We start from the raw sequence: 24,755 nt of genomic DNA, 5'->3' as shown, positions 1-24,755 counted from the left end.
ATTCCAAATGTGGGAGCGGGCTTGCTCGCGAAGAGGCCCGAACTGACAACAGAGATGTTGAGGTGAAACATGTACAACTGGATCGACGCCCTCGCCGACCTGCAAAACCGGGGTGAGCCCTGCGTGCTGGTAACCATCATCGAAGAGCTCGGCTCCACGCCGCGCAACGCTGGCTCAAAAATGGTCATCAGCGCGAACCAGGCCTTCGACACCATCGGTGGCGGGCACCTGGAATACAAGGCCATGAAGATCGCCCGCGAGATGCTGGCCAGTGGCAAGCAGGACACCCATCTGGAGCGTTTCAGCCTCGGTGCCAGCCTCGGCCAGTGCTGCGGCGGTGCCACCGTTCTGCTGTTCGAACCGATGGGCCAGGTGCAGGCGCAGATCGCCGTGTTCGGTGCCGGCCACGTCGGCCGCGCCCTGGTGCCGCTGCTGGCCAGCCTGCCTTGCCGGGTGCGCTGGATTGATTCGCGGGAAGAGGAATTCCCCGAGCAGATCCCCCACAGCGTGCGCAAGATCGTCAGCGAAGAACCGGTGGATGAAATCGATGACCTGCCCGCCGGCAGCTATTGCATCGTGATGACCCACAACCACCAGCTCGACCTCGAACTGACCGCGGCAATCCTCAAGCGCAACGACTTCGCCTACTTCGGCCTGATCGGTTCGAAGACCAAACGCGTGAAGTTCGAACATCGCCTGCGCGACCGCGGTTTCGACAACAGCGTCGTGCAACGCATGCGCTGCCCGATGGGCATCGGCGAAGTCAAAGGCAAGTTGCCTGTGGAAATCGCCATCTCCATCGCCGGCGAAATCATCGCCACCTATAACGCGAACTTCGGCCAGCAGACGTCCAGCGCCGAACCGATTGCCAAACTGCTGCCCGCGTCACGCCGCAGCCAAACCGCAAACTTGAAAGCCTCGAACTGAGAATCTCATGCCTTTGACTCGCAAAGCTTACCGCGCCGCCATCCTGCACAGCATTGCCGACCCAGCCGAAGTCGGTATCGAAGCCTCCTACGAGTATTTCGAAGACGGCTTGCTGGTTGTGGATAACGGCCAGATCAGCGCCCTGGGCCACGCCAGCGAATTGCTGCCGACCCTGCCGGCGGATATCGAGATCACCCACTATCAGGATGCGCTGATCACCCCCGGCTTCATCGACACCCACATCCACCTGCCGCAAACCGGCATGGTCGGCGCCTATGGCGAACAATTGCTGGACTGGCTCAACACCTACACCTTCCCGTGCGAAAGCCAGTTCGCCGACAAGTCCCACGCCGACCAGGTCGCCGACATTTTCATCAAGGAACTGCTGCGCAACGGCACCACCACCGCGCTGGTGTTCGGCAGCGTGCACCCGCAATCGGTGAACTCGTTCTTCGAAGCGGCTGAGCAGCTCGACCTGCGGATGATCGCCGGCAAGGTGATGATGGACCGCAACGCCCCGGACTACCTGACCGATACCGCCGAATCCAGCTACGTCGACAGCAAGGCGCTGATCGAGCGCTGGCACGGCAAGGGTCGCCTGCACTACGCCGTCACCCCACGCTTCGCACCGACCAGCACCCCGGAACAGCTGACCCTGGCCGGCCAGTTGCTGACCGAATACCCGGATCTGTACATGCAGACCCACATCAGCGAAAACCTCAAGGAAATCGAGTGGGTCAAGGAGCTGTTCCCCGAGCGCAAAGGCTACCTGGACGTCTACGACCACTATCAGTTGCTCGGCGAGCGCTCGGTGTTCGCCCACGGTGTGCACCTGTGCGATGACGAGTGCGCGCGACTGGCAGAAACCGGTTCGGCCATCTCGTTCTGCCCGACCTCGAACTTCTTCCTCGGCAGCGGCCTGTTCAACCTGCCGATGGCCGAGAAGCACAAACTCAATGTCGGCATCGGCACCGATGTCGGCGGCGGCACCAGTTTCTCGCTGCTGCAAACGCTCAACGAGGCGTACAAGGTGATGCAGCTGCAAGGTGCGCGCCTGAGTCCGTTCAAGTCGCTGTACCTGGCCACCCTCGGCGGCGCCCGTGCGCTGCGTCTGGAAGACAAGATCGGCACCCTGCAACCGGGCACCGACGCCGACTTCCTGGTGCTGGACTACAACGCCACGCCGCTGCTGGGCTATCGCCTGAAGCAGGCCAATAACATCGCCGAGACGTTGTTTGTGTTGATGACGCTGGGGGATGACCGGACGGTGTTGCAGACCTATGCGGCGGGGAATCTGGTGCATCAGCGCTAAGGTATTGCGGGCATAAAAAATCCCCCGCCGCTTTTCAGCCCGGGGGATTTTTTGTGTCTTTAAGGCCGCCTTCGCGAGCAAGCCCGCTCCCACATTTGATCTGTGCCGTTCACAAATCCTCTGTGGGAGCGGGCTTGCTCGCGAATCAGGCGACGCGGTCTATCAGATTTTCGCCGGCGAACGACCCGGCTTCTTGGTCTGCAGCAAATGCGAGAACACCGCATGCAGGTCATCCGAAGCACTTTCCTCGTCGAGGTTGAGCTTGCTGTCGATGTGATCCATGTGATGCATCATCAGGTTCACCGCCAGTTCAGCGTCGCGCTTCTCGATGGCGTCGATCAACTGGGTGTGCTCGTCGTAGGAACAGTGGGAGCGGTTGCCGCTTTCGTACTGGGCGATGATCAGCGACGTCTGGGACACCAGGCTGCGCTGGAAGCTGATCAGCGGGGCGTTTTTCGCCGCTTCAGCCAGTTTCAGGTGGAATTCGCCCGACAGGCGGATGCCGGCACCACGGTCGCCACGGGAGAAGCTGTCGCGTTCGTCGTTGACCATCTGGCGCAATTCGGCGATCTGTTCGGCGGTGGCGTGCTGCACCGCCAGCTCGGTGATCGCGCGCTCGACCAGACGCCGGGCCATGAACACCTGGCGCGCCTCTTCGACACTCGGGCTGGCAACCACGGCGCCGCGATTCGGACGCAACAGCACCACGCCTTCATGGGCCAGGCGCGACAGGGCGCGGCGAATGATGGTGCGGCTGACCCCGAAAATTTCCCCCAGCGCTTCTTCGCTCAACTTGGTGCCGGGCGCCAGACGCTGCTCGAGGATGGCCTCGAAGATATGCGCGTAGACAATATCGTCCTGGGTACCGCTACGGCCGGCTTTGCCTGCTCGCGGTTGTTTCTTTAGGGGTTGCAACTGTTCGTTCATGGGCACTCGAGTCGGAAGAACTGCGGCGAATTGACCGTGACTGTAATACGGCACAGTGGGTCGCTGGCAAGTATCGCGTAAAAAACACTGCGATTGTACACAATGGATGGTGGCAACACGACTGTACGGCTGAATGTTGCCTCGGCTGTATCGCAACACCTGATTACTTTTGAGTTTAGGCTTGTTCGCAGAATCCGCCTTTTTGGCACGATCCCTGTGGGAGCGGGCTTGCTCGCGAATGCGGTCTGTCTGCCATATCAATGTCGACTGACACGCCCCCTTCGCGAGCAAGCCCGCTCCCACAAGGTTCAGCGTTACTGCGGACATCTTCATTTGTATAAGGAACACCACCGTCATGAACGACGCCACCCACACGCAAATCCGCCCTCTGGCCGACACCTCGCCCTCGGCCATCGTCGCCGGGTTCATTGCCATGATGACCGGCTACACCAGCTCCCTGGTGCTGATGTTTCAGGCCGGGCAAGCGGCGGGCCTGAGCAGCGGGCAGATTTCTTCGTGGATCTGGGCGATCTCCATCGGCATGGCGGTGTGCTCCATCGGCCTGTCCCTGCGCTATCGCACGCCGATCACCATTGCCTGGTCGACCCCCGGTGCCGCGCTGCTGATCACCAGCCTGGGCGGCGTGAGCTACGGCGAAGCCATTGGTGCTTATATGACCTGCGCGGTCCTGGTGACGATTTGCGGGCTGACCGGCAGCTTCGAACGGCTGGTGAAGAAAATCCCGGCATCCCTGGCCGCCGCCCTGCTGGCAGGGATCCTGTTCAAGATCGGCAGCGAGATTTTCGTCGCCGCACAACACCGCACGGCCCTGGTACTGGGAATGTTCGTCACTTATCTGCTGGTCAAGCGCCTGTCGCCGCGCTATGCGGTGCTGGCAGCCTTGTTGGTCGGCACGGCATTGTCAGGCTTCATGGGGCTGCTGGACTTCAGCGGTTTTCACCTGGAGGTCGCCACGCCGGTCTGGACCACACCGCAGTTCTCCCTGGCCGCGACCATCAGCATCGGCATCCCGCTGTTTGTCGTCGCCATGACCTCACAGAACATGCCCGGCATCGCCGTATTGCGCGCCGATGGCTACACCGTGCCAGCCTCGCCGCTGATCACCACCACCGGCATCGCCAGTTTGCTGCTGGCACCGTTCGGTTCTCACGGGATCAACCTGGCGGCAATCAGCGCGGCGATCTGCACCGGTCCGCACGCCCATGAAGATCGCAACAAACGCTACACCGCAGCTGTCTGGTGCGGGATTTTCTACGGGATCGCCGGCGTCTTCGGCGCAACGCTCGCGGCATTGTTTGCCGCGCTGCCCAAGGAACTGGTGCTGTCGATTGCCGCACTGGCGCTGTTCGGCTCGATCATCAACGGCTTGAGCATCGCGATGAGCGAAGTGAAGGAGCGTGAAGCGGCGCTCATCACCTTCATGGTCACGGCATCGGGGCTGACGCTGTTTTCCATCGGTTCGGCGTTCTGGGGGATTGTCGCGGGGGTGGTGACGCTGCTGATTCTGAACTGTGGGAGCGAGCCTGCTCGCGATGGTCGTCAACGATAACGCTGGAAGCCTGACACCCCGCGGTGTTCTCAGGTTCATCGCGAGCAAGCTCGCTCCTACAAAAAAAAGGCAAAAAAAACGGCGACCCTTGGGTCGCCGTTCTTTTTCAGAACATCAAGCTACCGGATTGATCGGCTTTTCCGGGTACCAGACGTCCAGCAGCGGGCTGACTTCAACGCTGGTCAGCTCGGTGCGGCCTTTGAGCCAGGCTTCAACGGCAGCGCGCTGTTCGGCGCTGACCGAGCCACGCTTCTGCAGGCAAACCAGACCGTAGTCGTCGCCGCCAACATAACCCAGACCGTTGGCTTCCATGGCTTCTTTGAGGAACGCGTCGAGGAAAGCATCAATGGCTTCATCAGCCAAATCTTCTTTGAAATCCAGGTTCAGTTCGAAACCCAGCTCTTGAAATTCATCGACGCACAGTTTTTTGCGCAGACGCTGGGAACGGTTAGTCGCCATTGGAACAATCCTCTTAAGTAATAACGGGCGGCACTTTAGCAGTTTAAGCCGCCGATTGCCTGACTCTCTGGGCCACCTCGCCTACCGTCGGTAAAAAAATAGCCGATCGGACAGCCCTCGCACGGCACAAGTCGTGACACCTTGGGGCATAATGCCGACACTTTCATGACCATTGAGGGAATTTATCTTCATGCCCTCATCTTATTTCCCCCTCGGCTGTAGGGTTTTATTTCAGATGATCAAGTCTTTGCGTCCATTGCTGTTGGCCGGTTTTCTTCTCCCCCTGGCCCTCCCCGTTTGCGCCGCTCCAATCAATACCGCGTTGTCGCCCAACGTTGAAAAAGCCCTGAAAGCCAGCAAATTGCAGGACAACGCCCTGTCGCTGGTGATGATCCCGCTCACCGGCCCCGGCACTCCTACGGTGTTCAACGCCGACGTGTCGGTCAACCCGGCGTCGACCATGAAACTGGTCACCACCTACGCAGCCCTGGAAATGCTCGGCCCGAACCACCAGTGGAGAACCGAGTTCTACACCGACGGCACCCTCAGTGGCGGCATCCTCAATGGCAACCTCTACCTCAAGGGTGGCGGCGATCCGAAGCTGAACATGGAAAAACTCTGGCTGCTGATGCGCGACCTGCGTGCCAACGGTGTCACCCAGGTCACCGGCGACCTGGTGCTGGACAAAACCTTCTTCGTGCAACCGCAACTGCCGGAGTTCAATGACGACGGCAACGATGACAACAAGCCGTTCCTGGTCAAACCCGACTCGCTGCTGGTCAACCTCAAGGCACTGCGCTTCGTTGCGCGCAATGACTCGGGCAAGGTACTGGTCTCGGTGGAACCGCCGATTGCGAGCATCCGCATCGACAACCAGGTCAAGGCCCTCAACTCCAAGCAATGCACCGGTGGCGTGCGTTACAACCCGGTGGCGCAAGCCGATGGCACCGTGACCGTTACCGTCGGCGGTCAACTGGGTGAAGGCTGCAGCTCGCAGACTTACCTGTCGCTGCTCGACCACGCGACCTACACCGCTGGCGCCGTCCGCGCGATCTGGAAGGAGCTGGGTGGCAGCATCCAGGGCAGGGATGTGCTGGCGCCAACCCCTAAAGACGCCAAGGTGCTGGCCCGGGCGTTCTCGCCGGACCTGGCGGAAATCATCCGCGACATCAACAAATACAGTAACAACACCATGGCCCAGCAGTTGTTCCTGAGCCTGGGCCAACGTTTCCGCACCGATGCCGATGGTGATGACGCCAAGGCTGCCCAGCGTGTCGTGCGTCAGTGGCTGGCGAAAAAGGGCATCACCGCGCCGCATCTGGTGATGGAGAACGGCTCCGGCCTGTCCCGCTCCGAGCGCGTCAGCGCCCGGGAATTGGCCTCGATGCTCGAAGCGGCGTGGCGCAGCCCGTATGCCGCCGAGTACATCAGTTCGATGCCGATTGCCGGCACCGACGGCACCATGCGCAAGCGCCTGAAGACCACGGCGATGCGCGGTGAAGCCCACGTCAAGACCGGCACGCTGAACACCGTACGGGCGATTGCCGGCTTCAGTCGCGACGTCAACGGCAACACCTGGGCGGTGGTGGCGATCCTCAACGACAAGGCCCCGTTCGGCGCCTCGTCGGTGCTCGATCAGGTGCTGCTCGACCTGTACCGCCAACCGAAAGCGCCGCAGACGGCTTCGGTGTTGTAAAGCACAGCTCTGCCCCCTGTAGGAGCGAGCCTGCTCGCGATGGTCGATAACGATAACGCGGACATACTGGATGTACGCGGCGCTCTCGAATCCATCGCGAGCAGGCTCGCTCCTACAGGGGCAGCGTACAACCCGGGTTAATTCATCTCCTCTTCTACCCGGTCTCGCCCTGCCTGCTTCGCCGCATAAACCCCCGAGTCCGCGCGCAACAGCAAGGCATCGGCGCCCTCCCCGGCGCGCCAACTGGCAATCCCGAAACTGGCGGTGACCGTACCGACGCCTTCAATGGGTGAACTGCGCAGGCTGTGCCACAATTGCTGGGCCAGCACATAGGCATGTTCGCCGCCGATATCCGGGCACAACACCATGAACTCTTCGCCGCCCAGGCGGCAGAACACATCGGTGCGACGCAGCCGGTGGCCGATCCGCTCGCACACTGCCTGCAACACCCGATCACCGATGGCGTGGCCATGCAGGTCATTGATGCGTTTGAAATGGTCGATATCGAGCATGATCACCGACAAATCCCCACCGCCACGCTCCACCCGAACCATTTCGGTGCTCAGGCGCTCCTGGAAATAACGTCGGTTATGGATACCGGTCAGGGAATCGGTGACTGACAACGCACGCAACTCTTCTTCCACCCGCTTCATATCGGAAATGTCCGAGATGTAGCCGTGCCAGAGCACGCCGCCACCGGGCAGCTCCTCCGGAGTGGCTTCGCCGCGAACCCAACGCAAACCCCGTAGCGGCAGTTGCACGCGGTACTCCTCGCGCCAGGGGCTGAGGGTTTCGGCCGAAGCGCGGATCGATTCGCGGACACGGGTAGTGTCCTGGGGGTGAATGCGGGTGAAGATCGCTTCGGCATTGAGCAGCAGTACGTCGGGTTCCAGCTCGTAGATATCGCGAATGCCGTCGCTGGCATAGATCACGCTGAAGCGCCCGTCGAATTCCATCTTGAACTGGTAGATGCCACCGGGCACGTGGGCGCTGAGTTTTTTCAACAGCAGGTCCCGCGCCGCGAGCGCTTCATGGACCCGCTTGCGTTCGGTGATGTCGATGCACACCGCCAGGTGCCCGACCCACAGACCTTGCTCGTCGAGCACCGGCGTGGCGAGCATGTTGACCATCAGATGGCTGCCATCGCCGCGCACCAGGGTCCACTCCCGCGCCTCGTGATCGCCCTCCACGTCGCCTTCGACCAGCATCGCCTGGCAGCTCGGTACCGGCTTGCCATAGCGCGCGCTCAACTCTGCCGAGCGAGCAGCCAGCTCCCGGGGCAGGTGCAGGTTCTCCAGGGTCATATGGCCGACCACTTCGGCACTGGTATAGCCGAGCATCTGCTCGGCACCGGCGTTGAACGTGCTGATGACGCCGCGCAGGTCGGTGGCGATGATCGCAACCTGGGTGGCGGCATTCAGCACGCCACGCAACTGACCATGGGTGCCACGCAGCTCCTGTTCCCGATCGCGCAGCTCCTGGGTACGCTGCTCGACCAGTCTCAACGCCCGCTGCCGCTGACTGACCAGCACATAGAGCAAGGCACTGAGCAACAGGCTGAGCAATCCGCCCAACACGAGCAGACTGGTCACGGAGGAATGGTTGGCCTGCACGAACGCGTCGCTGGGCCGGATATCGACTTGATAGTGATGGTCGGCCATGCGCAACAGGCGCGTGGCCGACAGCTCGCTGACGGCTGGCGGGTTGGCCGACTCGAACAGCACTTCGTGCCGGTCGTCGGTGGACAAATCGAGGATGCGTACCGAGAGATAGTCGCGACTCGCTTCCGGCAGTCCGTCCGCCAGCAATTGGCGCATGCTGATCACGGCCATCACATACCCGTAGGGCTTCGTGGCATTGTGGGCCTGTCCGGTGCGCTGCGTGACCGGCGCGACCAGCAGCACGCCGCGCGCATAGGCCGGTTCAATACTCACCAGATGCATCGGTTGCGACACCGCCATGCCGCCACGCTGATCAGCCCAAGCGAGCGTGGCACGCCGCAGCGGCTGGGCCAGCAAGTCGTAACCGAGGGGAGCGCCGAGTTTGCTTTGCGTCTGGCTATACAGCACCGCCACGTACTCATCGCGCTCGCCGGCCAGTTGCAATTGGCCGTCGGCGTTGAGTTCTCTCAGGGTGAAGCTGTTCAAGCCCTCGTCTCGCACCCGTCGCTCGAACGCCGCCCGCTCGTCACGAGTGACCCGCTGGGCATAGGAATACGCCTGGGTTCGCAGCAACAAAGGTTGGGTGTAACCGTCGAATTCCGCTCGGGACACCGAACCGGAATTGGCGAAAAACCGGCGCAGGCCGTCGAGGCGCTGCTCCTGATCTTCGAAACGTTCTTCGATACGGCTGTAACGCTCACTGGCCAGCAGTTGGAAGCGTTGCCGCAATTGATGGTGAAACAGATTAAGTGTCGACCACGCCAGTAACCCGGTGAGCACCCCGCCGATCAACAAAACCAGCAACGCGACCAGCCAGGCCGAGGCATCTTCGCTGATAAAACCCAGGATCCTGGGGCGCACGGCGTGCAACGACATAAAACGCAACTCAAAACGCCAGGTGCAGGAAAGCCCTTTGGCCCTGAGTGGAGTTATAGCTATTAGCCACTAATTTGACCAGCACTGATCGGGCCCTGTAGGAGCGAGCTTGCTCGCGATGGATTCGAGAGCGCCGCGTACTCCAAGATATACGCGTTATCGTTGTCGACCATCGCGAGCAGGCTCGCTCCTACAGGGGGGCAACCATCAACGTGCCATGATTTTCCAGGCGCGATGGATCTTGGCGTTACGGGCAAAATCCGGATCGAGGGTCTGGGCAGTGATGTCCTCGACCGCATAGCGCTCGCCGAGATTGGCCTCCAGTTCGAACTTGCGGAAGTTGTTGGAGAAGTACAACACGCCACCGGGTGCCAGACGCGCCATGGCCAGGTCGATCAGTTGCACCTGGTCGCGCTGCACGTCGAACACGCCTTCCATGCGCTTGGAGTTGGAGAACGTCGGCGGGTCGATGAAGATCAGGTCGTACTCGTCACGACTGGCTTCGAGCCACGCCATCACATCACCCTGCTCCAGGCGGTTCTTGTCGGAAAAGCCATTCAGAGACAGGTTGCGACGCGCCCAGTCCAGATAGGTTTTCGACAGATCGACACTGGTGGTGCTGCGCGCGCCGCCCTTGGCCGCATGCACGCTGGCCGTTGCGGTGTAGCAGAACAGATTGAGGAAGCGTTTGCCGGCCGCCTCTTTCTGGATACGCATGCGCATCGGCCGATGGTCGAGGAACAGACCGGTGTCGAGGTAGTCGGTGAGGTTCACCAGCAACTTCACACCGCCTTCATTGACCTCGACAAATTTGCCCTGCGCCGCCTGGCGCTCGTACTGTTTGGTGCCGCTCTGACGCTCGCGGCGCTTGACCACCACACGGTTCTTGTCGATGTTCAGCGCCTGCGGGATGGCGGCCAGGGCATCGAACATGCGGGCCGACGCTTTTTCCGGATCGATGGATTTCGGCGCGGCGTACTCCTGAACATGGACCCAGTCGTGATACAGGTCGATGGCCATGGAGTATTCCGGCATGTCGGCATCGTACACGCGGTAGCAGTCGATACCTTCACGCTTGACCCACTTGCCCAGGGCCTTGAGGTTCTTTTGCAGACGGTTGGCAAACATCTGCCCGCCTTCGCTCAGGCGCGGCTGCTCGACCACCGGAGCCGGTGCCGGCGTCGGTTTGATCGGGTTGCCGTTTTTATTGAACTTGCGTTCCTGCGGTTCGTTCGGCGTTTGATCGTAGGCGGCTTGCTCACGCTCGACCTGGCGCTGTTCCGGCGTACGACGCTCGCCGGTGACGAACTGATCGGGCAGCACCTTGATCAGCAGCAGCTTGCACGGCAAGGCGCCGTTCCAGAACGAATACTGCTTGTGGCTGCGGATGCCCATGCGCTTGCCCAGGTCCGGCGCGCCGGTGAACACCGCCGCTTCCCAGTTCAGGCAGGCCTGACGCAGGCGTTCGCCGAGGTTCTGGTAGAGATAGAGCAGGCTCGCCTCGTCGCCCAGACGCTCGCCGTACGGAGGGTTGCAGATCACCAGGCCTTTCTGGTTCTGGTCCGGGCGCGGCTCGAAGGTTGCGACTTCACCCTGGTAGATCTTGATCCACTCGCTCAGGCCGGCCCGCTCGACGTTGTTGCGCCCCGGTTGAATCAGGCGCGGATCGGCTTCGTAGCCGCGAATCCACAGCGGTGTCTTGGCCAGGCCGGCCGCGGCACGCTCGGACGCTTCTTCGTGGAGTTTTTTCCACAACGCCGGGACGTGACCGAGCCAGGCCGTGAAGCCCCACTGCTCGCGGCGCAGGTTCGGCGCGATGTCGGCGGCGATCATCGCCGCTTCCACCAGGAACGTACCGACACCGCACATCGGGTCGGCCAGCGCGCCGCCTTCGGCCGCGATACGTGGCCAACCGGAACGGATCAGGATGGCGGCCGCGAGGTTTTCCTTCAGCGGTGCAGCACCTTGCTGCAGGCGATAGCCGCGCTGGTGCAGGCTGTGGCCGGACAGGTCGAGGGACAGAATGGCTTCGCCACGGTCCAGGCGCAGGTGAATGCGCAGGTCCGGATTGAGCTTGTCGATGGACGGACGGTCGCCTTGCGGGGTGCGCAGTTTGTCGACGATGGCGTCCTTGACTTTCAGCGCGCCGAAGTGGGTGTTGTCGATACCCGAGCCATGGCCGCTGAATTCGACGGCCAGGGTGCCGTCGTTGAGCATGTGGTCTTGCCACTCGATGTCCAGCACGCCGTGGTACAGGTCTTCGGCGTCCTTCATCGGGAAACGCTTGAGCACCAGCAGCACGCGGTTGGCCAAGCGTGACCACAGGCACAGGCGATAAGCGGTTTCCATGGTGGCCATGCCGCGCACGGCAGAGGTGTGCTCCCGCGCTTCCTCAAGGCCAAGCCCGACGGCTTCCTCGATGAGCAGGCCTTCAAGGCCTTTTGGGCAAGTGAGGAAGAGTTCGAAACGATCGGACATGGGAATTCCAGAACCTTTAGCTGAGCGACCGGGCAACGCATTGCCGGTCCGGTTTTCAATCAGGCGCTTTTCTCGAAGAGCGCCCGCGTGGCACGAAGGTGTGCCGTTCCACCCCTGCTGCTCGGGTTAAGTGAGCTTAGATGCAAGGACAGATAAAAAAGTTGATGCAATGAAATGTCATAAGTCGACCCTTCGTCGAATAGTGCCTCCCGGCAACGGGAGCCATTCTCACTAAAGGATTAAGCCCATCATCCAGCGCAGAGCCGATCATACCGGGGTTTGACTAATAAATACGCTACAAACACTCTGTTACTTATGGCCATAACACATGAATGGTTACGTCCTTATGACAAAACGATCATTCCCTCGATGTGACGCATTGGTTAGAACTCAACTCAGGTTGGCGCCGCAATGACGCCAACACCTTGGCTCGTCACGCCGGCAACGAGCCCCCAACGGCAGAGTTTTTCTGCCAGACCTCAATAGAGGTCGACGCGATAAATACAGTCAACAAGTGAGGGCAACACCCTATGAGAAGACTTAAGCGTGATCCGTTGGAAAGAGCATTTTTGCGCGGATATCAATATGGCGTTGGTGGCAAATCCCGTGAGCTTTGCCCATTTACTCTACCGTCGGTACGCCAAGCCTGGATCAACGGCTGGCGAGAAGGACGCGGCGACAACTGGGACGGTATGACCGGCACTGCGGGAATCCACAGACTCAACGAACTTCACGCCGTCGGCTAATTACAGGGCACAACACTGCGACACGACAATCTGATTTTGTACTGAATTAACCACGCACGTCCCATCCGGACGGCGGGCTGCGGCCCAGGGGCTCCTTTAAAGGGGCCCTTTTTTATGCCTCCCCGTTCGCCACACCATTTCCTGTAGGAGCGAGCCTGCTCGCGATGGACTCGAAAACATCGCGTGTATCCAGAAAGCACGCGTTATCGTTATCGACCATCGCGAGCAGGCTCGCTCCTACAGGGGATCAGCGCAAGGCTGCGATAGCGTCTACGGACTCGCGAATCAGCGCCGGGCCCTTGTAGATGAAGCCCGAATAGATCTGCACCAGGCTCGCGCCCGCGGTGATTTTCTCGGCGGCGTGCTTGCCTTCGGTAATGCCGCCGGCAGCGATGATCGGCAGGCGACCACCCAGCTCCGATGCCAGCACTTTCACGGTGTGGGTGCTCTTGTCGCGAACCGGTGCGCCGGACAGACCACCGGCCTCGTCGCCATGTTCCATGCCTTCGACGCCTACGCGGCTCAGGGTGGTGTTGGTGGCGATGACCGCATCCATTCCGGTTTCGATCAGCGCTTGTGCAACCTGTGCGGTTTCTTCGTCGCTCATGTCCGGCGCGATCTTGATCGCCAGCGGTACATGCTTGCCATGACGCAAGGCCAGTTCCGCGCGGCGCTCGGCCAGATCGGCCAGCAACTGCTTGAGCGAGTCGCCGAATTGCAGACTGCGCAGGCCCGGCGTATTCGGCGAACTGACGTTGACCGTCACATAGCTGGCATGGGCGTACACCTTGTCCAGGCAGATCAGGTAGTCGTCCACGGCACGCTCGACCGGCGTATCGAAGTTCTTGCCGATGTTGATGCCCAGCACACCCTTGTATTTGGCCGCCGCCACGCGGGCCAGCAGGTGATCGACGCCAAGGTTGTTGAAGCCCATGCGATTGATGATCGCCTCGGCTTCCGGCAAACGGAACAGGCGAGGCTTGGGGTTGCCCGGCTGCGGACGCGGGGTGATGGTGCCGATTTCGACAAAACCGAAACCCAGTTGGGCGAACCCGTCGATGGCCGCGCCGTTCTTGTCCAAACCGGCGGCCAGGCCCACCGGATTGGGGAACTCCAGGCCCATGACATTCACCGGCATTTTTGCCGGGGCCTTGCACAGCAAGCCGTTGAGCCCAAGACGCCCGCCCGCGCCGATCAGGTCCAGGGACAGATCGTGGGAGGTTTCCGGGGAAAGTTTGAACAACAGCTGACGGGCCAGGGTGTACATGGGCGGATTTGACTCAAGGCTACGAAAAGTGGGGCGATTATAGCCATGTGGAGGGTGGCGGGCGAGAAACTCTGCTTTTCAAAGTCGTAGACCTGATCCACCACCCGGATCGCCGCTGTCGAGCCGGGTGGTGGCGTATCAGGTTACGCCTGCGACTGCGCTGCAGGTTTAGCCTCAGGCGCGCTCTGGGAGCAACTCCAGATGAATGGGAAGTAGATGAGCATCATCATTATCCCCAGGCCGATATTCAGGAGTTGAGCTTGAGTGTTTTCTCCAAGATCAGTCAACGACAGTTCAACGGCTGTGGCCCCCAAGGCAAGAACAAGGCCCATGAACGCAGACGTTCGCGACGCCGCGTTATTGAACATCGCATTCCCCAACTGCTGTGCCGTGGGCACGCGTGCTTCGGTGCGCACTTCAAGGACATGTTGCTGGAGTGATTCGGGGTCAATCGATACCGCCCCCAACCCCACTGATGGCGATAACAACGGCCAGCTTCGGCAAAGGATAAAGACGAAATCGTCAATCACCGCGCCAAAAGCATTCACGGCTCCCGCAATGGCATCGGCCCCCAGACTCAAACCAAGGTCCGCCGCTGCGCGCCCCGGGCCACTGGGAGGCATCAGTGGGGCCAATTGCTCCAATAGATACTGCACCGTACCGAAGGCTGCCATGGAGACTCCCGTCGCTCTGTCATTCACCGCTCCGGCGTTGTCATTCAAAGGAAAGAAGGCATTGCACAGGTCCCGGGCAAATGTATAAACAGTCGTATTGACCGCCGTCGAAAGCATCGAACTGGATGCGCCGGTCAGATGTGCCGCGATCAGCGCCCCCATCGTGATGCTCGCCATACACACTCGCCCCAGTCTAGTCTGAAGATTGGCGGTGCCTGCGCACTCATCGCGGATGGCCCCCATCAGGCTCAGTGCCGGACCAATCATCGTGATGGCGGCCACCTCCCATGCGCGAGATGCCTCGGGTGAATCGCCCTCCCGGATAGCTCGCTCCACGTAATAACCGACGATCTGGCGCAACACCGTGGTCAGCGCGACGACCAGGCCTGTGCGCGCCGCGACATTAAGCAGGTTCAGCCCGGGCCCTCGGGCGCTCTCTAGCAATTCCAGACCGGCTTCAAGCACCGTGCGCATTCGACTTTCGCGGGTTTGCTCGGTGTCCGCCGAATTTAACTCGCGGGCTCGAGCAAAAAGGTCTTCATTGTGCGCCCCTTCAGGTAAGTCTCCATGATCAATGAAGACGCGCACCTGCTCTGCACCAATGTGGCCTGTCTCGCCCTGCCCTGCCTCGACCGCCTGCAACTCACTCGCAACCCTGCGCTCCAGGAGCGCCATCCCCGCGACTACTTCCCTGGGTGTCCCCAGCGTTTGCACTTGAAAACCAGAGCTCGCGAGATCAAGAGCCTCTATCAAACGGCTGCCAGCTGCATTGACGAGTGAGGTGTCATTGTTGGAAATGGAAGAGATATTTCCAGTTGAATTACCAATTGAGTGAATCATTTTTGCTTCCCTGATCAGCTAATTAAATTCTTAGTGCCCGGCTTCACCACTCACTCTTCTCCCAAGCGTCATCCTCCATCGGTTTAAACACCTCACGCATGAAGCCCTTGACGAAGAGGTCCATGTTGAACGCCAGGCCATTGGCACCTTTGACTTCCTTATAAAGCTGCGACTCTTGCAGCCCGTCGTCCTTCAATCGAACCAATACCTGGAGCGTGACCGCCATCAACGCCTGGGCAGTGGGGTACGCGGGTGATTGGCCATCTGCACCTCGAAGGGAACGGAGAAACTCATAGATGACCTTTTCTCCCTGCCCCTCCATGGCTGACAGCAACTCATATAAACGCTCGAATTCGGGGTCAGGGCGCTTGTTTTCAGGCACGTTCCGGTTAGCCGCAAGCACACGTGACTCAAGCGACTCGACCGTTGCGTGCCCCCCGCTCTCGGTTGTGCGCTGACTCAAACCGGTTTCAATCTTCATGACGGACCTCGGGCGGGGTCGTGTCAGTGCAACCGGGCGAGCGTTCGGCAAAGGTCGAATACAGATCCATGAGCGCCTGCATGGAGGCCCGGTCCAGAGCGCGAACCGATTCCGGCAGGTTCGCAACGCATGCCAGCAACCGCGGCTCCAGTCGTTGCTGCGTCGTTTCCAGATCGAATTCCAGCAACTGATCTGCAAGCCGCGCCACATAGCGCTCTTGCGGGTGATAGTCGAGGACCAGTTCACCGGGCCAATGCCTGCGCAAGCGCTCGCGCAGCTCATTGCCCTGCGGCCGACAACGCAGCGGCAGCAGCACTTGCAACACGGCGCTCGAATCGCCCGGTTGCTCGCTCAGCCAGCGCTCCAGCATGTCATCCAGCCATTCGGGACGACTCAAGGCTTGTGCGAGCAAATCGCGGGCGGCCTGCGCAAGGTCTTTGCGCAATTGCAGCCCCAGCGTCTGGGACATCAGCAAGCCGTCAGCCAGCTGCCCGGTCGCGCGCAAGATGCCCGCCGCATAGCCCTCCTGAAAGGCCTGGGCATGAAGCGCTTGGGCATCGCGCCGGGCCTGCTCGACACAATCGCAGGCCCAGCGCTGCGCCTGTCGCTGCAAGGTCTGGCGTCGACGTGCGGCGGCGATGTCCTCGCGGGACAAATGGGCGTCGCTCGACTCGGGGAGTTCAGTCAGGGTTCGGATAGCGTCGAGCATGTTGCACCGCCAAAAAGAAAAGAGTTGTATCGGGTTGCGTGACCGGCCATTGCCTGTGCAGGCGAACAACCGGTTCGGAAAATTGCAAGGTCAGGCGTTCGAGCAAGGCTGGCGGTACCTGCTCGTACCAACTCCATAACGCATTGAGGCCGGCGGCTTCGATCTGGTCTATCGAAACGGGCGAGCCCTCGATCGGCAGGCCGCATCGAACACCGAGGCTGTAACCGGCGAACCGGCGCAATGACAAGGGCAGGCCTAGCAACGCTGCGCCTCGCGCCAGGTCGGGCTTCAAGCGATAAGCGCCCATCAGCCTGGCGATGTAGGTCAGGTGGCGCCAATGGCGAACCCATTGCCTGGCTACGGCTGTCAACGGCGTCGAAGGCCACGGGCCTGGCCGTTCGAGATCTTCAAGCAGGATCTGGTTGAGCCAATGGCGTGCCTCGGGCCGATCAAATCCCTGCGGCGTCGACAGGCGCTGCGGATGCAGATAGCTCAGGGGCTCGGCGAGAATCTGCGCCAAACACTCAGCGTGCGACATCATGCTGCCCTGCGCTTGATTGGCGGTAAGCCCAGGCTGCGCCACTGGCCACCAGCAATGCGGTCACCGCGGCCAACCACCAGACCCAGTGCGAATGCCCTTGCGTTGCGGCCACGGACGGCGCGACATGCTGGGTCGGGGAACGCTTGGACAGTACCACCGAGATGTTCTCGTACTCGACCGCCGCAAAACTGTTCTTGAGAAAACGCTTGATGTCGGTGATCAGCAATTGCGGGTCGACGTCGAGCTCATGGATCGCCACTGCCGAGAGGTGGACAGGCGGCGCCTTGCGTCCGCCTTCGCCGGCCTCAAGGTCATAACTGACATGCACTCGCGCCGACACCACGCCTTCGAGCACACCCAGCGACTGTTCGATTCGCTGCTCCAGCGCCGAATAAAGCCGGGCTTTTTCAGCGCGGGGCGAGGCCACCAGCGAGTCGGCAGGAAACATCTCTGCCACTTGCAGGCGCGGCCGCGAAGGCAAGGAATAGAGGTTGAGCAAATCGACGGCCGCGGAAAAATCGACCTGATCGATTTTCACCGCATAGCCGGTTTTGCCGGCATCGACTTTCACCGCAGCAATATTGTTGCGCTGCAGCACCGAAAGCACTTCATTGGCCTGCTGTTGATCTAGCCCTTCAAGCAGATTTGGTTGGCGACACCCCGCCAGCACCAGGCACAGCAGTATCAGCAACACGCCAGGCTTCATGAGGCACGCAACAGGGTTTCGGCAGTACCTACCGCTTTGCGGACCAGTACGTTAAGCAGGTTGATGTCCACGTTGTATTGTCCTGTCAGTTCCTGCAACTTGGCCAATACTTCGGGGCTGGTGATATCCGGGCGCTGCATGATCTGATTGATGGCTGCAACGTCCTGCTCGCTATTGACCGCAGAACCGGCAAACGCTTCGATCAATCGGGACTCGAGGGATACGATCGGTCCTTCCTGGGGGCCGCGCAATTCCGTAAAGGCTGTCCGGCCGATGTCAGACAGGGAAATATTTTGAATAGCCATGCGATGCACTCGTGAAAATGGCCATTGGCACGTACCAATGGCCGATCAAAAAAGGATGAATCAGCGAGCTGCCTGGATGATTGCCATGTCGATATCCTTGAAGCCCTTGATGGTGTTGGTCTGGGCGTTTCGAAACACCGTGTAGGATGAAAACGCGGTCTGATACAAGGCCAGCAGACCAGGGTCCGATGCATTGCCCTCCAGGTTTTTCAGCGCTTCGTCCAGCTTGTCCTTGAGTTTGGATGCACCCTCTTCGAATGCCTGGGCCTGACGCCCGAGAAAGTCATCGGGAAAGTCGATGGGGATACCGATGTCGGCCATGAGTCACCTTTTAGTGTTGTGTAGGAAAGTGCCAGGATGACGAGGTCATCTTGATGTAGCCCTGCGGGCCGGTCTGGAACGACTTGTCCTTGAGCGAGTCGTCCTTGAGTTCGACGGTGAAGTGCACGTAGCGATCCCCCCACTGCCGGTAAAAGCTGTCGACGTACCGGCGAGCGTTCGCCAATTCGGAATCCTGCAAATTGCCTGCAATGGCAAACGTGACACTGTCCTCATGCTCGACGCGGCTGAAGTCCAGTGACAGGCGCTGCAACCCCTCTTGCGCCAACTCGACGAGCAGGCTGTCATCCTGCATTTGCACCGCTATGTCCTGGGCATAAGGCGCGGCCAAAAGCAGTGCTTCGAGCAGTTTTGCCTGTTTTTGCGGGGTGAGCAGATTGCGTTGTGCACTCAGCAGCAGTCGCGGTATCGATGGATCCTTCAGATCAATGGAGTGCCAGGCCAGTTGTGGATCATGGTCGTCCAGCAAATGCTCCAGCCGACGACGCTCCTGGTCCATCACCAGCACTTTGCCGCTCAGCGTGTTGTGCCGCACCAGCACTTGCCGACTCCAGCCGGCATCGCGTTCGGAAGCCACGAACACATAGATCGCATTGTCACGCCCGCTCAACACCCTGGCCTCGTCACTGGCCCCGGCGATCAACGCGCGAACATCGGTTTCAGGTGTGGGCGGCCCAGGCATCGACCAGATGCCAACCGCGGTGAGCAGTGCGACCAGCGCCAGACCGCTGGCGACCCACCCGGACAGAGGGGCACGCCACCACACAACAGCGGCGGCGTCAGCGGTAGCGTCAGGTTGCAGCCCGAGCAGTTCAGGTGCCCAGGATTGGTCTTCCGGCCGCAAGGCGATGTGCAGGCCGCCGATCTGCACCCTGGTGTGGAAGGCACAGTGGCGTATTTCCATTGACTCATTGAGCACCCGCAGCGGCAGACCATCCGGCGTGACTTGATCGGCCAACACCTCAAAATTGCATCCCCCCGACTCCAGGGGAACGAAGATCGCATCCGCCGGGACGCTGGCAGTCAGTACCCCCTCTCCCAGCAGATCCACAGTCCCTACCACGAACAGGGTTGTAGTTTCGCCGAGGGGGAATTCGCAACCTTGCAGCGCGCCATTGAGTATCCGTAGAACGCAGGGTCGGGGGTCGGGGGTCGGCAGAACTGTCACCGTTCCAGCTCCTGGGCTGTGAAATGAACGGCCATGGTAGACAGGCTGGCTGCAGGCTTCCTGATCGAATTCTGCCGATCGCGCCCTGCAGAGGATCAGAATCTTGCGCCAGCGCTCATGGCACCGTCATTGTCGAGCCAGGGAAAACACCTGATAGCGCTGCCAGACCTTGCGTGCATAGCGCAGGCGCGCGGCTTGCCGGTCGGGTGAATGACCGGCGTTGTAGGCACCCACTGCCGTCCAGTTGTAGCCGTAACGCGCGATAAAATCGGCAAGCACCGACGCACCGACTTCAACCGACAGGCAAGGCTCACCCAGCAGTCGCTGCTCAGTGATGCCCTGGGCACTCAACCGGGGGAGATGATAGCTGTTGATCTGCATTAACCCGATGTCTCGCGAACCATCCTTGTTGTAGTTCATTGCGCTCGGGTTCTGTCCCGATTCGACATCGGCAATCGCTTGGAGCAGTTCGGGTTCGATTGCATGTCGCGCCCCTGCCTCACTCCAGCACCAGGCTTGCGCCTGACCTGCGCCAAGGCACACCAGTACCGTTAGCCACTTGAGTCCGCGCTGTGTCATGCCATACGCCGCTCGCTGACCAGCATCAGTTGCTCGCGGACAGGATCGTCCTGCGTCGATGCCTGATAGCCCACTTCAGGTGTTCGTTGCAAAGAACTCCAGAGCGGCTCAATCACCGGACCACCAGATAATCCGGACCCACCTGACAACGGAATGTCATCAACGGATCGCAGCCGGGTCAGAGCCAACCAGTTCGCATGCAAGTCGCGGGCACTGAACGGATTGGCGCCGAACAGCACATTCCAGGCAGCCAGTCCCTGTTCACCGATTGCACTTTCGCAGAGCCCGGCCTGTTCGAGCTCGTTCCAGGCTGCCGCGTGATGGTCAAAATAAGCCAACACCACGGCATACAGAATCACCAGCAACGAGCTGCCCGAGGCGCCTTGTTGCAGGGCTCGACGAGCCATCTGCAAGGCCGACTCGGGACTTGCGGCAAGCGCAATGCGCATACGCAAGACCTGCGCCCTTACGCAATCAGGATCGTACCGCAGAGCATTGTCGATGCTTTGCGCAGCCTGATCGTTATGCCGCCAGAACCAGTGATGCCAGGCATGAAAGTAATGAACGTCAGCCTGATCGGCAGCCAGCAGACAGCGTCGGAAAAGCACCTGGGCCGCCTGTTCGCAGCCGCCCAAACTGGTGAGCAAAGCCAGGCGGGCCAATGCAGGGATGTTGCCAGGGTCCAATGCCAAGGCATTGGAAATCGCCGATTGTGCCTCATCGATTGCCCGGCCCTGATCACAGGATCCGATCATTGCCTGCCCCAGCCACGCATCCGCCAAACCATACCAGGACAATGTGTGCCCGGCATCGAGCTTCAGGCACTGGCGAAACAGTACCAGAGCATCGCGCAGGCTTTGCGGCGTGTGCTGCTGCACGCTACACAAACCACGCAGGTACGCCACCGCTGCCGGGTATGACGCGCAGGCATCACCGACAAAGCTCAAGCCGGGAATGCGCTGTGCAACCAGGCACGTCAATGCCCCAAGCGATGCCCCGGGATCAAGGGCATCCAGTGTCTGCCCATGCAGCAGAGCGTGATCGCGGCCACGGATCAACTCGACCGACCATTGCTGCTGATCGCTTGGGCCGCTACAACGCCCGCTCAAGCAGTAGTCCGCAGACAACTGCCCGACCAGCGACCGCACATCGACCGGTTGCGTATATGCGGCCATCAATCCCGATGGAATGACGTGCAACATCTCGCCGAACGCCAACGTCAACTGACGGATCATCAGATCTTGCAGATCCAGCGCCGCCGTCTCCCCCAGATTGCGAAACGGCAAAACAGCCAGCGAAGGCGCCACAGCCCTCGCCTGACCCGGTGTGTCGAGTTCGACAACCGCACAGGTAAAGCGATAACCCTGGCCGTATACCGTCGCAATGTAATCCTTGTTTTCCCTGAGCAGCTTGCGCAAAGCATAAATGCAGCGGGTCAACGATTCTTCGGCGGCATCCATCTCGGGCCATACATGGTCCAGCAAATAATCCTTGCTGACGACCGACCCCGCCGACTTCAGCAGCAGGCGCAAAATATTCAACTCTTTGGGCGGGACGTGAACGCCATCTCCATCTCGCATCAGCGTTCCATCACTTTGCAATAGCCAGTGGTCAAAAACGAATGACTTGACCAGCGTTTGATCAGCTGCACTGTCCATACTTTGAAATTTCTCTATAGAAAGTTACTGAGCGCAATCAAGCCTGTTCGTAATCAGGCTCGAGATGACAAACCGCGTGACTATAGGAAATTGAATAGGAGGGTTCCGTAGGAGAATTGATTTACTACGAAATGAAACTACGATTTTTCCTGTAGGAAAAATCGCAAAACAAACAACAACCATGCAAAAATGCCTTGCTTATATATAAACAAGGCATTTTGTTTTCTCACTCAAAATCTGACGCCCGGCAACTTCTTGAACTCATCACTGATTCACAAACATCTTCTACCGTCCTCCACAACCCGACTCTATCCTCAGGAAGGTCAATATCGAAGGTTTCATTCAACGCCATGACAATTTCAATCAGACTGATGGAGTCAACATACAAATCCTGGACCAATCGCGAAGTCAACTCGATGCCTCGACGACCCGCCGGAAAATAGTCCGACAACACCTTGATCACTTGACTCGCGATGTCGAACTTATCACTTGACTCATCTGACATTCTTTTCTCCCACACAACAAAATGCAGGCGCAACGCCAGCTCAAACAAACCCGTGTTACGCCCGATCTACTGACATTCAAATGCTTTGCCCAAACAACCCGGACTCACATCAAAAATTCAACATCGCCTTCAACATGTCAAAAAACTGATTTAAATGTGAAGACAGCGTTTTGCTGAAATTGTCATGATAAGAATTGGCATTCGAGTATTTCTGCGTAAAGGACTGCAATGTGTTTTTCAGGCGCTCTTCCTGGGCATTGAAGCCGGTTTGCCAAGCCTGGAATCTGGCGTTATCAAAGTAAACACTATCATCCCCCGCGCCTGGTGGCAGGCTGCCTAGCATTGTCCAAAGCGGCCCAGTGTCTATGACGACGCAGTAACTGCCGTCGGAATTTTGCTTAAGGCAAGCGTCAGGCAGCCCCAGCGCTGTTAGCCACTTTTCCGCCTCCGCCTTGCTCACGCCTTCTTTTCCGGGTTCGGGAAACAGCACGGATGCAGGATTTGGATGGCTGTATTTTTTGATCAGTTCATTGAGTGCGGTTCGCAGCGGACCGTTGTACAACCAGACCCCGTTACCTTGGTCCTCACCCACGACCCAGTCTTTCAACCTCGCGGTAATTAGCTCATTGAAATCGACGAAGAAGTCCGAATAGGCCCTCATAATGTATTCATAACCGCCCAGATAACCGTTTTTGATCAGGTCAATGAGGTCGATCAACTTGTCGAAAAATTCGACTGAAGAGTTCACCCGCACGTCGAACTCGTCAGCGATCTCATCCGGCACCGACATTCGTCTGTGCTCATCGAGAATACGATCTTGCTCATCGTAGAGTGGCTGACGTTGCTCCATTGGCAGCGTATCGAGGCAAAGATTGAACACCATTCCAGTCTGACGCATCTGGTGTGTCCACATCAGCGATCGAATACGTTTAGCGTGAGTCTGCTCGGCAAACTCGGTAGACGAAAAATACTGCGCAAGAATTTCTGCAGGCGAGCTTTGAAGGTCTCTTGGAACGCCCGCTTGACACTTAAGCATGTTTTCCAGGTTACGATTGAGCACCTTCCCCGAACGCTCGAGCAACTGCGCAAGGGAAAATCCGGCGTGAACCTCGGGAGGCATTTCGGGAGGCAGTGGCGCATCAACGTTGGCATTGAAGTCAGCAGGCAAACTGCTTGACGGATGTGAGGGCTCTGCAATTCTCATATTGGTTTCCTCACTCAAACCCTTCCAAGGACTTCAATGCGCGACCGGCTTATCTGCACTATCTCATCCATCATCTTTTGCACCAGTGCCCTGTCGGCGGAGTCTTTCTGAGCGACCTCGTCACTCAGGCTTTTCTGAGTGTTCTGTGCACTTTGCTGCAGGACTTCTTTCTCCCGCGCAGCGTACTCGCTCATGCGCACCATGCTGGACACGACCTGACTCAGGCTCATCGACATCGCACTGAGCGCACGGCCGATTTCGAGCTTTTTCTCAATGCCTTTGATGCCCGAAAGGCTCAACCAGTCGGATTCTTTCACAACCTGTTTCGCCTTGTAGATTTCCCCGTCGAACCACGCCTGCTCCTGAGGCGTCAGCGTGGTCCCCTCGGGTTTGAAGTCGACGAATTTCGACCGGCCGAAATCGTCGAAAGTCTCTATTTTGTAGGTGGTTTGCGGATCCCAGTCATCGCGGGAACGATGTAGCTTCAGGTCATGCTCAATTTTGTTGGCGTCCAGAGCGTTGCGCTTGTGCAGGTTGATATCGTCATGCTTGAGCCCCTGGCCTTTCAACGTCTTGATCATAGCGAAACCGGCAACTACGCCGGACACTACGGCGGCAGTGACGGCGCTGTAGAAGGCTGCCTCACCGGATTCGACGATGGCCGCGCCCTGGGCCTTGGCGGCCTCCGCCGCCATGACACTGAAATGCCCGCGCAAATGCGCGTTGGCGACCCGTGCGACGTTGAGTGCAATGATCGCGGCGACCAATACGTTGGCATGTTTCTCCCAAGCGCCCGGATCAAATACCAGATCGTTGCGCACTTCATCGTTGAGCATCGTCAAAGCTGCAGCGAAGTCTTGCCAGTCCGACTCACTGGGCTGGTAGGCATTGATTGCACTTTCGAGCGCCGCAGCCGTAGGCGCTATGAAGCTACCGTTCTGGAGCACTTGCTTGGTGGTGACCTGGTTGAGAAACGTCGTATCCGAGAGGCGCTTGCCTTTGAGATCTTTCGAGAATTGCTCCTGGGCAATCAACTCGCTCAACCCTGCGTCGTTCACCGGATCGTGAGTCAATACCGCTGGAGCAGGCCTGGTCGTGGTGTGAATGGTGGTCATGAAAAATTACCT

23 protein-coding genes are annotated in these 24,755 nt (G+C 59.4%); 5 read left to right on the top strand and 18 right to left on the bottom strand.

Features of this window, described 5'->3' with window-relative positions:
- Positions 1 to 69 precede the first annotated feature (69 nt).
- Both xdhC and guaD read left to right on the top strand, forming a co-directional pair.
- The gene (gene xdhC / locus ACXX83_RS05260) at positions 70 to 927 is read left to right on the top strand and encodes a xanthine dehydrogenase accessory protein XdhC (RefSeq protein ID WP_458547742.1); all 858 of its coding nucleotides are present in this window, start codon (positions 70 to 72) and stop codon (positions 925 to 927) included.
- Positions 928 to 934: 7 nt separating this feature from the next.
- Positions 935 to 2,239 carry a guanine deaminase gene (guaD, locus tag ACXX83_RS05255; RefSeq protein ID WP_458547741.1) on the top strand — a complete coding sequence of 435 codons (1,305 nt, stop codon included), beginning with the start codon at positions 935 to 937 and terminating at the stop codon, positions 2,237 to 2,239.
- A gap of 162 nt (positions 2,240 to 2,401) precedes the next feature.
- On the opposite strand, the gene ACXX83_RS05250 is transcribed toward guaD, so the two are convergent.
- Complete coding sequence (locus ACXX83_RS05250; RefSeq protein ID WP_007971481.1) at positions 2,402 to 3,166, bottom strand: GntR family transcriptional regulator; 765 nt, start codon at positions 3,164 to 3,166, stop codon at positions 2,402 to 2,404.
- A gap of 355 nt (positions 3,167 to 3,521) precedes the next feature.
- Here ACXX83_RS05250 and ACXX83_RS05245 point away from each other — a divergent pair, with 355 nt between their 5' ends.
- The gene (locus ACXX83_RS05245; protein WP_458547740.1) at positions 3,522 to 4,736 is read left to right on the top strand and encodes a benzoate/H(+) symporter BenE family transporter; all 1,215 of its coding nucleotides are present in this window, start codon (positions 3,522 to 3,524) and stop codon (positions 4,734 to 4,736) included.
- A gap of 114 nt (positions 4,737 to 4,850) precedes the next feature.
- Here ACXX83_RS05245 and ACXX83_RS05240 read toward each other — a convergent pair whose 3' ends face one another.
- Complete coding sequence (locus ACXX83_RS05240) at positions 4,851 to 5,195, bottom strand: YggL family protein (protein WP_007971486.1); 345 nt, start codon at positions 5,193 to 5,195, stop codon at positions 4,851 to 4,853.
- A gap of 235 nt (positions 5,196 to 5,430) precedes the next feature.
- Here ACXX83_RS05240 and dacB point away from each other — a divergent pair, with 235 nt between their 5' ends.
- A complete protein-coding gene (gene dacB / locus ACXX83_RS05235) occupies positions 5,431 to 6,891 on the top strand; it encodes a D-alanyl-D-alanine carboxypeptidase/D-alanyl-D-alanine endopeptidase (RefSeq protein ID WP_015096026.1) in 1,461 nt (486 codons plus the stop codon).
- Between the two features lie 137 nt (positions 6,892 to 7,028).
- Here dacB and ACXX83_RS05230 read toward each other — a convergent pair whose 3' ends face one another.
- Positions 7,029 to 9,428, bottom strand: a complete 2,400-nt coding sequence (locus ACXX83_RS05230) for a sensor domain-containing diguanylate cyclase (RefSeq protein ID WP_458547739.1) — start codon at positions 9,426 to 9,428, stop codon at positions 7,029 to 7,031.
- Positions 9,429 to 9,635: 207 nt separating this feature from the next.
- Positions 9,636 to 11,906, bottom strand: a complete 2,271-nt coding sequence (rlmKL, locus tag ACXX83_RS05225) for a bifunctional 23S rRNA (guanine(2069)-N(7))-methyltransferase RlmK/23S rRNA (guanine(2445)-N(2))-methyltransferase RlmL (protein WP_217837653.1) — start codon at positions 11,904 to 11,906, stop codon at positions 9,636 to 9,638.
- 530 nt (positions 11,907 to 12,436) lie between these two features.
- Between rlmKL and rmf the strand changes: the two genes are divergently transcribed.
- On the top strand, positions 12,437 to 12,652 hold the full coding sequence (gene rmf / locus ACXX83_RS05220; RefSeq protein WP_003223300.1) for a ribosome modulation factor: 216 nt from the start codon (positions 12,437 to 12,439) through the stop codon (positions 12,650 to 12,652).
- A gap of 247 nt (positions 12,653 to 12,899) precedes the next feature.
- On the opposite strand, the gene ACXX83_RS05215 is transcribed toward rmf, so the two are convergent.
- The 14 genes from ACXX83_RS05215 to ACXX83_RS05150 form a co-directional block, all read right to left on the bottom strand.
- Positions 12,900 to 13,919 carry a quinone-dependent dihydroorotate dehydrogenase gene (locus ACXX83_RS05215; RefSeq protein WP_095965179.1) on the bottom strand — a complete coding sequence of 340 codons (1,020 nt, stop codon included), beginning with the start codon at positions 13,917 to 13,919 and terminating at the stop codon, positions 12,900 to 12,902.
- 143 nt (positions 13,920 to 14,062) lie between these two features.
- Positions 14,063 to 15,433, bottom strand: coding sequence for a hypothetical protein (locus ACXX83_RS05210; RefSeq protein WP_458547738.1), 1,371 nt, complete (start codon positions 15,431 to 15,433; stop codon positions 14,063 to 14,065).
- A gap of 43 nt (positions 15,434 to 15,476) precedes the next feature.
- Positions 15,477 to 15,914, bottom strand: coding sequence for a hypothetical protein (locus ACXX83_RS05205; protein WP_458547737.1), 438 nt, complete (start codon positions 15,912 to 15,914; stop codon positions 15,477 to 15,479).
- Positions 15,904 to 16,623, bottom strand: coding sequence for an oxygen-regulated invasion protein OrgB (locus ACXX83_RS05200; protein WP_458547736.1), 720 nt, complete (start codon positions 16,621 to 16,623; stop codon positions 15,904 to 15,906). The genes ACXX83_RS05205 and ACXX83_RS05200 overlap by 11 nt, the downstream gene beginning before the upstream one ends.
- Positions 16,595 to 17,164, bottom strand: a complete 570-nt coding sequence (locus ACXX83_RS05195) for an OrgA/MxiK family T3SS sorting platform protein (RefSeq protein WP_458547735.1) — start codon at positions 17,162 to 17,164, stop codon at positions 16,595 to 16,597. Before ACXX83_RS05195 ends, ACXX83_RS05200 begins: the two co-directional genes overlap by 29 nt.
- Entirely contained in the window at positions 17,148 to 17,870 is a 723-nt protein-coding gene (locus ACXX83_RS05190) for an EscJ/YscJ/HrcJ family type III secretion inner membrane ring protein (RefSeq protein ID WP_458547734.1), read from the bottom strand. The genes ACXX83_RS05195 and ACXX83_RS05190 overlap by 17 nt, the downstream gene beginning before the upstream one ends.
- Positions 17,867 to 18,175, bottom strand: a complete 309-nt coding sequence (gene sctI / locus ACXX83_RS05185; RefSeq protein WP_015096034.1) for a type III secretion system inner rod subunit SctI — start codon at positions 18,173 to 18,175, stop codon at positions 17,867 to 17,869. The genes ACXX83_RS05190 and sctI overlap by 4 nt, the downstream gene beginning before the upstream one ends.
- A gap of 60 nt (positions 18,176 to 18,235) precedes the next feature.
- Positions 18,236 to 18,496 (bottom strand): type III secretion system needle filament subunit SctF, encoded by a 261-nt coding sequence (gene sctF / locus ACXX83_RS05180; RefSeq protein ID WP_458547733.1) that lies wholly within the window; start codon positions 18,494 to 18,496, stop codon positions 18,236 to 18,238.
- A 10-nt stretch (positions 18,497 to 18,506) separates the two neighbouring features.
- Entirely contained in the window at positions 18,507 to 19,682 is a 1,176-nt protein-coding gene (locus ACXX83_RS05175) for a PrgH/EprH family type III secretion apparatus protein (RefSeq protein WP_458547732.1), read from the bottom strand.
- A 126-nt stretch (positions 19,683 to 19,808) separates the two neighbouring features.
- Entirely contained in the window at positions 19,809 to 20,261 is a 453-nt protein-coding gene (locus tag ACXX83_RS05170; RefSeq protein WP_458547731.1) for a transglycosylase SLT domain-containing protein, read from the bottom strand.
- Positions 20,258 to 21,841, bottom strand: a complete 1,584-nt coding sequence (locus ACXX83_RS05165; RefSeq protein ID WP_458547730.1) for a winged helix-turn-helix domain-containing protein — start codon at positions 21,839 to 21,841, stop codon at positions 20,258 to 20,260. Before ACXX83_RS05165 ends, ACXX83_RS05170 begins: the two co-directional genes overlap by 4 nt.
- A 304-nt stretch (positions 21,842 to 22,145) precedes the next feature.
- Positions 22,146 to 22,472 carry a phosphopantetheine-binding protein gene (locus tag ACXX83_RS05160; RefSeq protein WP_458547729.1) on the bottom strand — a complete coding sequence of 109 codons (327 nt, stop codon included), beginning with the start codon at positions 22,470 to 22,472 and terminating at the stop codon, positions 22,146 to 22,148.
- Between the two features lie 61 nt (positions 22,473 to 22,533).
- A complete protein-coding gene (locus tag ACXX83_RS05155; protein ID WP_458547728.1) occupies positions 22,534 to 23,628 on the bottom strand; it encodes an IpaD/SipD/SspD family type III secretion system needle tip protein in 1,095 nt (364 codons plus the stop codon).
- Positions 23,629 to 23,642: 14 nt separating this feature from the next.
- Entirely contained in the window at positions 23,643 to 24,743 is a 1,101-nt protein-coding gene (locus ACXX83_RS05150; protein ID WP_458547727.1) for an IpaC/SipC family type III secretion system effector, read from the bottom strand.
- Positions 24,744 to 24,755: the final 12 nt, after the last annotated feature.

Source organism: Pseudomonas sp. GNP012, assembly GCF_054343835.1.
The sequence above is the reverse complement of the archived record's forward strand: the minus strand, read 5'-3'. Positions and strand labels throughout refer to the sequence as shown.

What these genes read in the sequence shown, in the direction of transcription:
- xdhC (WP_458547742.1), top strand. Translation starts at nt 70, where the DNA reads ATGTACAACTGGATCGACGCCCTCGCCGACCTGCAAAACCGGGGTGAG.
- guaD (WP_458547741.1), top strand. Translation starts at nt 935, where the DNA reads ATGCCTTTGACTCGCAAAGCTTACCGCGCCGCCATCCTGCACAGCATT.
- ACXX83_RS05250 (WP_007971481.1), bottom strand. Translation starts at nt 3,166, where the DNA reads ATGAACGAACAGTTGCAACCCCTAAAGAAACAACCGCGAGCAGGCAAA.
- ACXX83_RS05245 (WP_458547740.1), top strand. Translation starts at nt 3,522, where the DNA reads ATGAACGACGCCACCCACACGCAAATCCGCCCTCTGGCCGACACCTCG.
- ACXX83_RS05240 (WP_007971486.1), bottom strand. Translation starts at nt 5,195, where the DNA reads ATGGCGACTAACCGTTCCCAGCGTCTGCGCAAAAAACTGTGCGTCGAT.
- dacB (WP_015096026.1), top strand. Translation starts at nt 5,431, where the DNA reads ATGATCAAGTCTTTGCGTCCATTGCTGTTGGCCGGTTTTCTTCTCCCC.
- ACXX83_RS05230 (WP_458547739.1), bottom strand. Translation starts at nt 9,428, where the DNA reads ATGTCGTTGCACGCCGTGCGCCCCAGGATCCTGGGTTTTATCAGCGAA.
- rlmKL (WP_217837653.1), bottom strand. Translation starts at nt 11,906, where the DNA reads ATGTCCGATCGTTTCGAACTCTTCCTCACTTGCCCAAAAGGCCTTGAA.
- rmf (WP_003223300.1), top strand. Translation starts at nt 12,437, where the DNA reads ATGAGAAGACTTAAGCGTGATCCGTTGGAAAGAGCATTTTTGCGCGGA.
- ACXX83_RS05215 (WP_095965179.1), bottom strand. Translation starts at nt 13,919, where the DNA reads ATGTACACCCTGGCCCGTCAGCTGTTGTTCAAACTTTCCCCGGAAACC.
- ACXX83_RS05210 (WP_458547738.1), bottom strand. Translation starts at nt 15,433, where the DNA reads ATGATTCACTCAATTGGTAATTCAACTGGAAATATCTCTTCCATTTCC.
- ACXX83_RS05205 (WP_458547737.1), bottom strand. Translation starts at nt 15,914, where the DNA reads ATGAAGATTGAAACCGGTTTGAGTCAGCGCACAACCGAGAGCGGGGGG.
- ACXX83_RS05200 (WP_458547736.1), bottom strand. Translation starts at nt 16,623, where the DNA reads ATGCTCGACGCTATCCGAACCCTGACTGAACTCCCCGAGTCGAGCGAC.
- ACXX83_RS05195 (WP_458547735.1), bottom strand. Translation starts at nt 17,164, where the DNA reads ATGATGTCGCACGCTGAGTGTTTGGCGCAGATTCTCGCCGAGCCCCTG.
- ACXX83_RS05190 (WP_458547734.1), bottom strand. Translation starts at nt 17,870, where the DNA reads ATGAAGCCTGGCGTGTTGCTGATACTGCTGTGCCTGGTGCTGGCGGGG.
- sctI (WP_015096034.1), bottom strand. Translation starts at nt 18,175, where the DNA reads ATGGCTATTCAAAATATTTCCCTGTCTGACATCGGCCGGACAGCCTTT.
- sctF (WP_458547733.1), bottom strand. Translation starts at nt 18,496, where the DNA reads ATGGCCGACATCGGTATCCCCATCGACTTTCCCGATGACTTTCTCGGG.
- ACXX83_RS05170 (WP_458547731.1), bottom strand. Translation starts at nt 20,261, where the DNA reads ATGACACAGCGCGGACTCAAGTGGCTAACGGTACTGGTGTGCCTTGGC.
- ACXX83_RS05165 (WP_458547730.1), bottom strand. Translation starts at nt 21,841, where the DNA reads ATGCGAGATGGAGATGGCGTTCACGTCCCGCCCAAAGAGTTGAATATT.
- ACXX83_RS05155 (WP_458547728.1), bottom strand. Translation starts at nt 23,628, where the DNA reads ATGAGAATTGCAGAGCCCTCACATCCGTCAAGCAGTTTGCCTGCTGAC.
- ACXX83_RS05150 (WP_458547727.1), bottom strand. Translation starts at nt 24,743, where the DNA reads ATGACCACCATTCACACCACGACCAGGCCTGCTCCAGCGGTATTGACT.